12 protein-coding genes are annotated in these 11,230 nt (G+C 66.5%); 2 read left to right on the plus strand and 10 right to left on the minus strand.

The window, feature by feature from the left end; all coding sequences use genetic code 11:
- The 9 genes from H1S04_RS12805 to H1S04_RS12845 all read right to left on the minus strand — a co-directional run.
- On the minus strand, positions 1-1,589 hold a 1,589-nt coding region (locus H1S04_RS12805; RefSeq protein ID WP_181745943.1), incomplete at its 3' end, for a calcium-binding protein.
- A 414-nt stretch (positions 1,590-2,003) separates the two neighbouring features.
- The gene (locus H1S04_RS12810) at positions 2,004-3,584 is read right to left on the minus strand and encodes a type VI immunity family protein (RefSeq protein WP_181745944.1); all 1,581 of its coding nucleotides are present in this window, start codon (positions 3,582-3,584) and stop codon (positions 2,004-2,006) included.
- Between the two features lie 342 nt (positions 3,585-3,926).
- A complete protein-coding gene (locus H1S04_RS12815) occupies positions 3,927-4,187 on the minus strand; it encodes a hypothetical protein (protein WP_181745945.1) in 261 nt (86 codons plus the stop codon).
- A gap of 44 nt (positions 4,188-4,231) precedes the next feature.
- The gene (locus H1S04_RS12820; protein WP_181745946.1) at positions 4,232-4,408 is read right to left on the minus strand and encodes a hypothetical protein; all 177 of its coding nucleotides are present in this window, start codon (positions 4,406-4,408) and stop codon (positions 4,232-4,234) included.
- Complete coding sequence (locus H1S04_RS12825; protein ID WP_181745947.1) at positions 4,405-4,686, minus strand: hypothetical protein; 282 nt, start codon at positions 4,684-4,686, stop codon at positions 4,405-4,407. The genes H1S04_RS12820 and H1S04_RS12825 overlap by 4 nt, the downstream gene beginning before the upstream one ends.
- A gap of 212 nt (positions 4,687-4,898) precedes the next feature.
- A complete protein-coding gene (locus H1S04_RS12830) occupies positions 4,899-5,303 on the minus strand; it encodes a type II toxin-antitoxin system VapC family toxin (RefSeq protein WP_181745948.1) in 405 nt (134 codons plus the stop codon).
- Positions 5,300-5,545 (minus strand): AbrB/MazE/SpoVT family DNA-binding domain-containing protein, encoded by a 246-nt coding sequence (locus H1S04_RS12835; RefSeq protein WP_220185231.1) that lies wholly within the window; start codon positions 5,543-5,545, stop codon positions 5,300-5,302. Before H1S04_RS12835 ends, H1S04_RS12830 begins: the two co-directional genes overlap by 4 nt.
- A 63-nt stretch (positions 5,546-5,608) precedes the next feature.
- Complete coding sequence (locus tag H1S04_RS12840) at positions 5,609-6,715, minus strand: ParB N-terminal domain-containing protein (RefSeq protein WP_181745949.1); 1,107 nt, start codon at positions 6,713-6,715, stop codon at positions 5,609-5,611.
- Entirely contained in the window at positions 6,712-8,016 is a 1,305-nt protein-coding gene (locus tag H1S04_RS12845; RefSeq protein ID WP_181745950.1) for an AAA family ATPase, read from the minus strand. Before H1S04_RS12845 ends, H1S04_RS12840 begins: the two co-directional genes overlap by 4 nt.
- A 461-nt stretch (positions 8,017-8,477) precedes the next feature.
- On the opposite strand from H1S04_RS12845, the gene H1S04_RS12850 reads away from it, so the two are divergent.
- Together H1S04_RS12850 and H1S04_RS12855 are read left to right on the plus strand one after the other, a co-directional pair.
- On the plus strand, positions 8,478-9,164 hold the full coding sequence (locus H1S04_RS12850; protein WP_181745951.1) for a DnaA N-terminal domain-containing protein: 687 nt from the start codon (positions 8,478-8,480) through the stop codon (positions 9,162-9,164).
- Positions 9,165-9,329: 165 nt separating this feature from the next.
- Positions 9,330-9,746, plus strand: a complete 417-nt coding sequence (locus H1S04_RS12855) for a hypothetical protein (protein WP_181745952.1) — start codon at positions 9,330-9,332, stop codon at positions 9,744-9,746.
- Positions 9,747-10,035: 289 nt separating this feature from the next.
- On the opposite strand, the gene H1S04_RS12860 is transcribed toward H1S04_RS12855, so the two are convergent.
- A partial coding sequence (locus H1S04_RS12860; protein WP_181745953.1) for a Hint domain-containing protein occupies positions 10,036-11,230 on the minus strand: 1,195 nt, incomplete at its 5' end.

Below are 11,230 nucleotides of genomic sequence, written 5' to 3' on the forward strand. Positions count from 1 at the left end.
GCGCCCGCGACCACCCGGTCGTCGCCGGCGCCCGCGTCGATGCTGTCCGCGCCGCCGAGACTGTCGGTGCCGGCGGTGTCGTCGCCATAAATGATATCGGCGCCGTTGCCGCCGAAGATCGTGTCACTGCCGAGGCCGCCGGTGACGGTGTCATTGCCGGCGCCCGCGACCACCCGGTCGTCGCCGGCGCCCGCGTCGATGCTGTCCGCGCCGCCGAGGCTGTCGGTGCCGGCGGTGTCGTCGCCATAGATGATATCGGCGCCGTCGCCACCCGCGATCGTGTCGCCGCCAAGACCGCCGATGACGGTGTCGTTGCCTGCGCCCGCGACCACCCGGTCGTCGCCGGCGCCCGCGTCGATGCTGTCCGCGCCGCCGAGACTGTCGGTGCCGGCGGTGTCGTCGCCATAGATGATATCGGCGCCGTTGCCGCCGAAGATCGTGTCACTGCCAAGGCCGCCGGTTACGGTGTCGTTTCCGGCGCCGGCGATCACCCGGTCGTCGCCGGCGCCCGCGTCGATGCTGTCCGCGCCGCCGAGACTGTCGGTACCGGCGGTGTCGTCGCCATAGATGATATCGGCGCCGATGCCGCCGAAGATCGTGTCGCCGCCGAGGCCGCCGGTGACGGTGTCATTGCCGGCCCCCGCGATCACCCGGTCGTCGCCGGCACCTGCGTCGATGCTGTCCGCGCCGCCGAGGCTGTCGGTGCCGGCGGTGTCGTCGCCATAGATGATATCGGCGCCGTTGCCGCCGAAGATCGTGTCATTGCCGAGGCCGCCCTGCAGCGTGTCGTCGCCCAGTTCCGCCGCCGATCCGCCGACGGTGTCGCCATAGCCATAGATGACATCGTTGCCCGCGCCGCCATCGACCGAATCGTTGCCGAGGCCGGCATAGACGGTGTCGTTTCCGGCCGCCGAGACGATCGTGTCATTGCCTGCAAAACCCTGCACGACATCGTCATTCGAGAACCGGACACCGCCGGCCGCCCCGGTATTGTCCGCATTGTCGATCCGGTCGCCCTCGGGATCGCCGGCATATCCCGGTCCGATGCTGTCCGCGCCGCTGGTCCCCTCCACGATCCCGTCCGGCGAAAGAAACACGCCGTCAGACCGGTCGACCGCCATCCCCACAAAGCTTGCGCTCCCAAGAGAGTTGAAGGCAATCGAGGTAATCGGCTTTGATGTCAGTGTCGTGTTCGTCGCGGCAGTCGGCGACGGGACCAGAAACAGCTTCCCATCGGTCGTCTGACCAACCACGATAAGCAACGGTCCGCTGGTCGACCCGTCGCTGAAGGTGACGGTGACGTTGTAGGTCGCGGTGGAATCGAAAGGATAGGTTTCGGCCACACCATTCCTGTCCATGTCGACCTGAATGGAATCAGTTGAACCGGTGTTGTTCTGGTCCAGAGAACCTGCGACGTTCCCGCCGTTGTCGACGGCGGTGACCCTGAAAACATTGCTATAAAGCGGCGCTGTCGGGGAGCCGAAGCTCTGATTGACGAGGCTGGCGGCGTTCTCGGCGGTGGTATTCCCTTCGGTCGGATCGATCGAAGCGACCGTGCCCAGATAAATTGCGTTCCACGTCAATGCCATTGCTCTACCCCCTTAGCGATAAGCCCCCGTGATGCAGAACCGTCACCTGCCTGCGATGTAGGCGCCTCGATTCGTAATGCAGAGAGATCTTCAACATAAAATTGTATAAGATTTACATAGATCGCTGCCGACGTGTAAAGCCGGTCCGGCCGTGATGCCCTGAGGAACGCCAGCAGACCCGCAGCAATGGCGGTCTGGCGGGGCGTGCATTGATTCGCCTATATATTCCGCGTCATCCTGTCGGATTCGTTGGCCGCCCGCGTGACGATCCGCTCTGCCGGCAGCCACGCCGCATGGTGATCATCGGCGGCTTTCCGCGCAGGGCGACGGTCGGCGACCGGGCCGGACAGCTTCGGGACGAGATGCCGGGCGGGATCGGGGTCCCGCTGTCATCTCGTGGCGCGTCGCGGGTCTTCAGCCAGCTGGAAGGGCGCGAAGACGGCTGCGGTGCGGGCCCCGAAGCGATCGCCGGACAGGATGAGCGATGGCAGCTCCCGAAGGCAGCCCGCCGCGGCCGAGACAAGGCCCGTCGCCGCACCCAGATCCCCGCCCCCCTGCAGAATCCGATGCCAGGTCGGGCCTTCGGCGACCAGGAAGGGCCGCTCCGTGCGGGCGACGCCCAGTTCCTCGGCCTGCCAGCGCTCCGGGCCGGCATCGCTGATGACCTCCGCCGGGTCCACGCCGGCCATGGCCATCGCCGCATCCATGGCATCCCCGAGCGCGCGGCCGAGAAGACCGCGCGACGGATCGCCGATCCGCTGCATTTCCTGCGCCGTCGCCCAGCCGCGCAGCCGCGTCGCCCCGCCATGGCGCGACAGCAGCAGAACCGCCGCGCCCGGCGCCGATGGCCTCGCGGATCGGCGACAGGATCCAGCCGACGAAAGCCTCGGCATCGAGGTGAAGCCCGCCGGGCGGCAGAACCGCCGAGCCGCCCGGAAACAGCGACACCGCCGCCATGGTGCCGCGTTGCCGATATATCCAGTCCTGGACCAGGATCAGCCCGCTATTCAGCCCCGGCGCGATGAAGCCGCCCAGCCGGCGCAGCGTCTCGTCGAACGGATCCAGCGGCCGGGGCACCTTGAACAGCCGCGTGGGCTTGTTCAGATAGTCGGTGAACAGCCAGGGACGCAGGACCTTGTTGACGATGCGATAGCTTTTCGGGACACCCCCGATATTGCGGTCGCCAAGCTGCGGATAGCGCCCGGCGCGGATCAGCATCCCGCCCTCATAGGGATAAAGGCGCGGCTGCTCGTCCTCGGTCGCCGCCATGTCGCGCGCGGCAGCGGCAAGCAGCCGGGCCAGTTCCTCCGCCCCGCCGATTTCGGCCAGGATGGGTGTGCCGAGGATGGTCAGCCAGTTGATGCATTGAATCTGGTTGACGCCCCGCGCCGCCAGCACGAAGGCGTTCATGTAATCCAGCCCCGAAAACCGGCTGAGCAGCGGCCAGGTCTCATCGGGATAGTTGCGCTGCATCCCGATTTCATAGATCGGGGCCAGTCCCGCAGTGCCGTGCAGCGGCTGGACCTGCCGGCACCAAGCCGACATGCGTGCAATCAGATCGTCCGGGTTTTCCTTGGCCAGCGTGGCGGGCATGGCCAGGTGGAAGACCGACAGATCGACCGGCATCGCCCGCGCGGGCTGCAGCAGCGCCGCACCCTGCCAGCGCGGCGGCTCCTGCGCATCGCTGACATGGGGGCCGTAAATATCGACCTGCGGGTCCAGCCGGTCGACCTCGTCATGCAGCAGCGCGGGCAGGTCCTTGCCGGCGATCGGCGTCATCCGGCTGGCCATGTGCTTCTGATATTGGGTGACATTGCGCGCGGCGGCCTTCGCAAAACCCGCCAGTGCGTCGACCACCCGATGCCGGGTGGCGGGGTCATCGCCCCCGCGCAGGTAAAGCTGCATCTGAAAGCCGATGCGCAGCACCGGCCGCCCGGTCCGGCCCGAGGCGATCACAAGCTTGTCGAGGTTCTGAAAGTCGTTCTTCTCGTCCAACCGCTTTCTCCTCAAGCCTCGGGAACGCCGCCCGCGGGCGGCATATTCGTGCTGCCGACGACCGCGGCGCCGCCGACCACGACCACACCCGCCACAGCCGTTACGCCCGCTGCGGTCGCACCACAGATGATGGTCGCAACGCAGGCCACGACAGCAGCACCAACAGCAACCGTAGCGACGACAGCAACACCCGTTAAGATGCCCTCTCCAACCTTCCCCCAATCGACTTCCCATCCCCCGTTCGATTCGGGCTCCTCCTCCTCCCGGGCAGGGTCGAGCGCACGAAGCCCTCGGACCCCTTGTGGCACATGGACAGCCCGTTGACATTGATGGTGATGGTCATCAGTTCAGCTCGATCGCCGCCCCATCCAGCGTGATCGTGCGGTCGGCGGTCACCACCACCTCGGCCCCTTCACAGCGGATGGTTCCATCGGCGCGCAGGGTCAGCCGGGCGCGCCCGGCATCGATGACGAAGGCCTGCTGACGCGCATCATAGCGGGCGACGGCCAGCAGCTGGCGCAGTTGCGCGACCTCGGCCGCCGTCAGCGGAGGGGCAACCTCGGCCGCGGTTTCGGGCGACATGCCGGTGTCGAATTTACGCATCACAGGATCTCCCTGAAAGACTTGTCCGTCGGGCGGCGGCGCTTCTAGCCGTCATAGCGCTGCATCCATATGGCGAGGACGAGCAGCAGCGCACCTATCCCCGCCGCCAGCCACATCTGACCGTAAAGCCCCCCGGCGACCATCACGAAGCCGATCAGGCCAATCAGGAAACCGGCGATCCGGCGCAGCTCCCGCAGGGCAAAAACGAAAAAATCCTTCACGACCCCCCGCCTCCGCGTTGACCAAAGCCCATCACCTCCCGAATGAGTTTCTGATACAGCTCATAATCGGCGCCCAGGACCTCGGGGGTCAGATGTTCGCTCATCTCCTGCGCGCCGCGGAAGATTTCGCGATAGGCGTCGCGATCCATCTGATATTCCGCGTCGCCGTTGATCCATGCGACGAAAATCTCGATCAGGCCGAAGTCGCCCGGATGCTTGATGGAGGCATGGATCGCGCTGCCCCACAGCAGCATGATGAAATTCGTCGCGACCAGCACGCCGGATCCGACCCTGCCGCCGCATGCGCCAGCACATCGGAACCAAGCGCGGTCGTCAACCGACCCAAGCGCTCGGCCTGCTTGAAGGGAGCGTTCATGAGAACCCCTGCTCGACATCGTAAAACAACACTTTAATCACTATGCTGCATAGTTTCCGTGACGGAACAGGCCAAATGCAAGGGTGCAGGTCGGGGCAATATCACGCGCCGCGATTACGGCGCGATCACCTCCAGCTGCGGGAAATAGGTCTGATACCGCCCCCGGTCGCGGGTCAGCAGGCGGTAGCCGCGGATGGCGGCATGGGCGCCGATATAGAAATCCGGCAGCGGAGAGCGCCGTTCGCCGCCCCGTCGGCGATAGGCCAGAAACGCCTTGCCGGCCAGGAAGGCGGCGGGCCATGGCAGCGGCTCGCGGTGAAAGACATCCTCGGGCAGCACCGCCTCCAGCGTCTCGATGCGGCTGTGCGCGACGGAAATTTCCGCGTAGATCAAGGGGTTGATGACCAGCCGGGCACCCTGCCCCGCCCGCGCCAGCGCCGATGCCGACCACGCGCCCCAGTCGGGGTCGTTGGTGGCGATGTCGATCAGGATGTTGCTGTCGACCAGAACCGGCGTCATTCGCGGGTCAGCGCCATGATCTCATCGGTGCTGAGGCCGCGATCGGCGCTGCCGCGCAGCCCGGCAATCGCCGCATCCAGACGGCTGACGCCCCTGCCCTGCCCGGCCGCGATCACCCGCACGACGCCGTCATCGCCGATGACGAATTCGACCTCGGTGCCGGGGCGGAAGCCGGCGAATTCGCGGATCTCCTGCGGGATGGTGACCTGGCCTTTGATGGTGATGCGCATGGGGGACCTCATGGTAATACCATAAAGTAATACCATGAGGCCGGGAAGGTCAAGCCCCCTTCCCCGCGGGGAAGATCACTCGATCTGGTCCAGAAGCGAGGCGACCGCCGCTTCCAGCCGGCGCCGGTCGATGGCGGAGAAGTCGCGCGGCAGCCGGATCTCCAGCCGCCCATTGGCGGCGGTGCATTTGGCGCTGCCCTGCGGGCGCACCAGCTGGAAGGTGGTCCGGGCCTTGCCCTCGGGCAGGTTTTCCGGCGCCCTGGCGGGGGTGACCGCCGCCCCTGCCCCGGTCTCCGCCTCGGCCCCCGGCGCCGCGTAGCGGCGCAGCACGGTCAGCTCATCGGCGACGGAGCGGTTGTCCCAGCCCTGCAGTTCGGCCTTGATGGCGGCGGCGGTGCCGGGCACGTCCTCCAGCCTCTGAACCAGCGACAGGCCAAGCGCGCGTGGAATGTCCTGCGGGAATTGCAGCGCCTCGCCCAGCCGCTCCATCAGCGGGATGAAGCGGCGGATATAGCTGCGCTTCTGATAGCCGGCCGATTTGAACAGGATGGCGACGGCCTTCTCGGGGTCGTGCTCCTCGGTCTGCGGGTCCATGGCGTAATGCAGGGCCAGCTGCGCCATCTCGGCAAAGCTGATGTCCTTGCGCACCATGTTTTCATCGACCATGCGCCGATACAGCTGGCCGAGCGCCTCTCCCCTCGCGGCGATGCCCGCCGGGATCGTGCCCCACCGCCCGGCATCGCCGGTCTCCTGCAGCAGCGCGCGATAGGCGGACAGCCGGCGAAAACCCTGGATCAGCTCGTAACGCCCCTGCCCGGCCGGCTCGACCTGGATCGGGTTCGACAGGCCGATATCGCGGATCGACTCGACCAGCTCGGCCAGTTCGAAATCCGCCCCCGGCGCGCGGTCGCGCATCAGCTTGCTGCTGTCGATGGCGTCCAGCGGGATCATGTCAGTGATCAGCCCGGCCCGCTTCAGGCGGACATGCTCCTCGGCGAGGGCGTCATTCTCGGCCCGGATCTCGGCCTCGATCAGGGCGCGGTCGCGGCTGGAATCGGCGGTCTCGGCAATGGCGGTCGCCATCGGGCCGCGGCGCGGCGGGGGGGCCGTCTTCCCCGCGGGGAAGGTGTCGTCCATATCCTCGGGCATATCGATATCGAACATGCGGCGCTTGCGGCTCATGCGTCGGCCTCCAGTCGGTTCCATGCGGTCAGCAGATGGGATTTGAATTCCTCGTAAGCCTGATCGAAGCTGGCGCGCGCGCGCCGCCAGGTGCCGCGCGTCATCTCGCGGTAATCGACCTCGTAGATCGAGCTGAGGAAGCGGCCCGACTGTTCGACGGCGCGGGTCAGTTCGATCGGATGTTCGGCCATGCGCGCGCCGAAAACCTGCCGGAAGGCGGACAGCATCGCCTGATGCAGTTCATTCGCAGGTTCAAAGCGGGTCATCAGGAAGCGGACATCGGCAAAGGCCTTGGGCAGGGCGATCTTCCCCGTGGGGAAGGTTTCAAAGCCATGCGACAGGTCTTCCAGCGCCTCGGCCAGCTGGCCGATGAAGCTGGTGGTGCTGTCATATTCCCAGTAACCGGGACCCGAGGGGATATAGAGCATATCGGCGGCAAAGACCGCGTTCATCGACTGATAGCCGATGGCGGGGGGGCAATCGAACAGGATCAGGTCATAGGCATCATCGGCCAGGCTGTCGAGAAAGCGCGACACCGCGCCAAAGAAGGTCCATTCCGGGTTCAGGTGCCGATACTGGGCGCTGGCGAATTCGACGAAGGCGGCATTGGCGCAGCTGGGCACGATGTCGATGGTCGGCCAGGCGGTCGGCTTGATGAAATCGGCCGGCCTGAGCGCGCCGAGACCCATGTCGCGGATCGAGGCCGGCAGCTTGCGTTGGGGCAGGGCGGTCCCGCTTTCGGCCGCGGGCGCGGCGGCGTTCATGCGGTCGGTCTCGCGTTCCAGATCGCGCGCCATGATGCCCCAGACGGTGTGATCCTCGCCCACATCGGTCAGGCCCATGCTGTGCGACAGCGTCGCCTGCGGGTCGAAATCGACGACCAGCACCCGATAGCCGTCAAGCGCCGCGGCATGGGCGAAATGCAGCGCCACCGTCGATTTGCCGGCCCCGCCCTTGAAATTGGCGATGGCGGCGCGGAAGGCGCGCTTGCCCGCCGGACGCTCCGGCAGCAGCGAGCGCTTGCCGATGCGGATGCGGCGGCGCAGCTCGTTGATCTCCTCGAGGCTGAACCAGCGCTGCCGGCCGTCCTCCTCGACTTCCCCGAGGGGAAGGTTCGGGTCCGCCGCCAGCTTGCCGCGGAAGGTCGACTGGTTGATGCGGAAGATCAGCTCGGCCACCTCCCAGCTGGAGAAGCGGCGGAGCGTCTTCTCCAGCTCGGGGCTGAAGGTCTGCCGCCGGATCCAGCCCTGCATCTTGAGCGACTGCGCCTGAAGCTGCGCGAGGTCCTGGTGCGTATACATGTTGTGCCTGTTGTTCTGGACGCAAATCACTGCCTTTCCGCCTTTTACGCCGGATTTGCACTTTTGGCAAAAGCCGATTTCACTGGAAGCGCAGAATACACCAGGACCAGCGGGTGTTGCGCGAATCGGTCTTGCTGCGCACGGAGGCTGGCCTTGTGTTGCGCGCAACGGATAGGGGGACAGGGCAGGGCGCCACACCACGGATTGGGGGACATCCGGGGGCAAATGGGGGACATGCAGGCTGTCACCCCTTACCATATCTTACCCTTATTCAAGACGTTTCAGGGTGCCGAAACACGCAACGCCCGCAGCCTGCTTGACAGAATCGGAATTCTGGACGCTAATGCTGCAAGGATGGCGAAAAGCGTTTGGGGCACCACAAGATCCCGGACCATCCGATATGGGGCAGGCCCCGCAGAAGGGGCCAAAGGGCTGCCGGTTCCCGGCAGGCAGGAGCAGTGATGCAGGTCATCCGACCGGTCGGCCGCGAGGCGGCGGCGAAGAAATACGACATCCTGTCGGCGATGATGGCCCATGCGCTTGCGGGGGACCAGCACCGGCAGCGGCTGGTTCTGCGGCTGATGTCGCTCATCACCACCCGCTATAACTGGCAGCGCAACGAACTGACCATGGGGCAGAAGGACATCGCACGGCTGTGGTGCGTCGACGAACGCACGGTCAAGCGCGACATGGCGCGGCTGCGCGCGCTCGGCTGGCTGCTGGTCAAGACGCAGGGGGCGCGGGGCAGGGTGTCGGTGCTGGGTCTGGATCTCGACCGGATCATGCTGGATACCCGTCAGGAATGGCGGAATATCGGCCCGGATTTCGTCGACAGGGCAGGGGGGCCGGCGCCGCAATCCCCCGCCGATGACAAGGTGGTGCCGTTCCGGCGCGCGCCCTCGGCCGCCGCCGGCGCGCTATGGGGCAGGGCGCGGCAGCTGCTTTCGGCCGAGGACCCGGCGCTGTTCGAGGCCTGGTTCGCCCCGGTCGCCGATGGCGGGGTGCAGGACGGGCGCCTGCAGCTGATCGCCCCGACCCGGTTTCACGCCGACTATCTGCGCACCCATCTGCTGCTGCGCATCGAGGTCGCTGTCCGCCGCGCCGACCTCTCGGTCCTGGGTGTGCAGATCCGCTGCGCGCAGGGCTGAGGCGCAGAGCGGGGCAGGGGTCAGGACGATCACAGCGCCGCGGCGGTTTCGGGTGGCGCCCGGCCCCTCAGCCATTTCCGGCGCATGGGGCGGGATCAAGGTGAAAGACGCGGCCGTCGGCGCGGCGGGCTGGTATGAGAGCACCTATTAAGTCCCTGATCCTGCTTGCTATTACCCTGCTCGGAGGAATGGCCATGGCTGACGACCCGGCGCCGGGCGCGTTTCGGCTATGCGCCGGCCGGCTATCGGATGGAGAAATCCGTCATCGGCCAGCCCTTGCTGACCGGCCAGCTGACCGACGCCGCCACGCGGACCGAGATCGAACGGCTTTCCGCGACGGCCGGTATGAGCGTCGAGGAGGCGAGGCAGACGGATTATGCCCCCTATATCGACAGTTCGATCGGCTTTGAGCTGCAACCTTTCGACGCCGCGAAATCGAATCTGCACATCATGGGCAACGGCAGGCTCGCAACGCTGGTTCCCGCGCCGGTGGTCTTCGAGAATGCCGAGATCAGCGAAACCCTCTCGCCACTGCTGGCCTATTGGCGCGACAGCCGGGGCGAGTGGCAGATCATGCAGTAAGGCAACATCCGGCGGCCAGGTTCCGTCGCGGATTTCGGGATTGCAGTTACATAATCTCCATTATTGGATCGTTGGCTGCGGGCTTGAATCCTTGCGAGGTGTCCCGATCCACGCGTCGCCGCTCATGCGAGCGGACCGGGCGCCGTTGCATTCGCAGCCTGGACAGATCTGCCCTTCCCGGCCGCGCCGGTGTGGCGTCAGCCAGAAAGGATCACGCCTCGAAAGCCGCTCCGAGGGAGCGTCAGCGGAACTCCGCCAAGTTGACTGGTGCGGCTTCCCCCGGCGAGGCCTACTGCACCAGCGGCTGTCCATTCCTGTGATGGCGGTGGACGAGTTGCCTTCCCATGCGGCCCGGAACGAGCTGGCGTGCTGCCGGGTGGGTGCAGCCGGCCTCCAGCTCGGGGAACAGCTCGAAAATCTCGGCCCGCGCGGCCGCGCCGACCGATTTCAGCGCCTCGGCCCCGGTGTAAAGCGATTCCGTCTCGGACCCGTTCGCCAGCACGATCTGATGCGCGTCGAGCAGGAAATGAACATAGGTTACGCCGGTCAGGTCGCTGGCCAGTTCGATCCCCTCCATCTCGATCAGCAGCCTGGCCGCGACCAGGACCTCGGTCGCGCCGAACATCCGCGCCGCGATCTTCGAGCGCACCAGCATCCGGTGCTGCGGCGAGACGATCAGATCGGCCTCGGGCAGCCCGGCGCCAAGCGCGCCCCGGCGGATCCGCACCGGGCACAGCTTCGGGCGCGCCGCCAGATCGGCGGCGTCCAGAACCCGCGACCCGATCCAGCGGATCGGCTGCAGCCCGGCATCGCGGGTCTCGATCAGGTCGCCGATGACCAGATCGCCCGCCGCGACATCGCCCCGCGCGGTGCGGATCAGCGCATCCGCGCCGAAGCAGATGACATTGGTGTTGTCATGGGTCAGGTTCGCCGACGGCGTCGCACCGCCGCCGCTGTTGATCGTCATCGTGAAGTCCGAGCCGAAGCCGTTGGCGATGCTGATATCGTTCAGCCCGTTGCCATCGGTCTGGTCGCCCCGCAACCAGGCCAGCGGGTTGCCATAGGTGGGAAGACCCTGCGCTTCGCGCGCGGCATTGATGATCGCCAGATTGGCTTCGTTGTAATAGCCGCTCAGGTCGACGAAGTCGTTATTCGCCTGATTGCCATCGGTAAGGTTCTGGCCGGCCCCGGTGTTGAAATCGGTGATGGTGTCGCCCGTGCCGGCGATGAAGGTATCAAATCCCTCCCCGCCGGTCAGGGTGTCGGCGCCGGCACCGCCGTCCAGCAGGTCCTGGCCGGCATTGCCGAACAGGCTGTCCGCGCCATCGCCGCCGAAAAGCTGGTCCGACCCCGCGCCGCCGTCGAGCCTGTCATCGCCAAGACCGCCGATGACGGTGTCATTGCCGGCGCCCGCGACCACCCGGTCGTCGCCGGCGCCCGCGTCGATGCTGTCCGCGCCGCCGAGGCTGTCGGTGCCGGCGGTG

Origin of the sequence: Paracoccus sp. S1E-3, assembly GCF_013868135.1 — a bacterium.
In the GTDB taxonomy this organism is placed as follows: Bacteria; Pseudomonadota; Alphaproteobacteria; order Rhodobacterales; family Rhodobacteraceae; genus Paracoccus.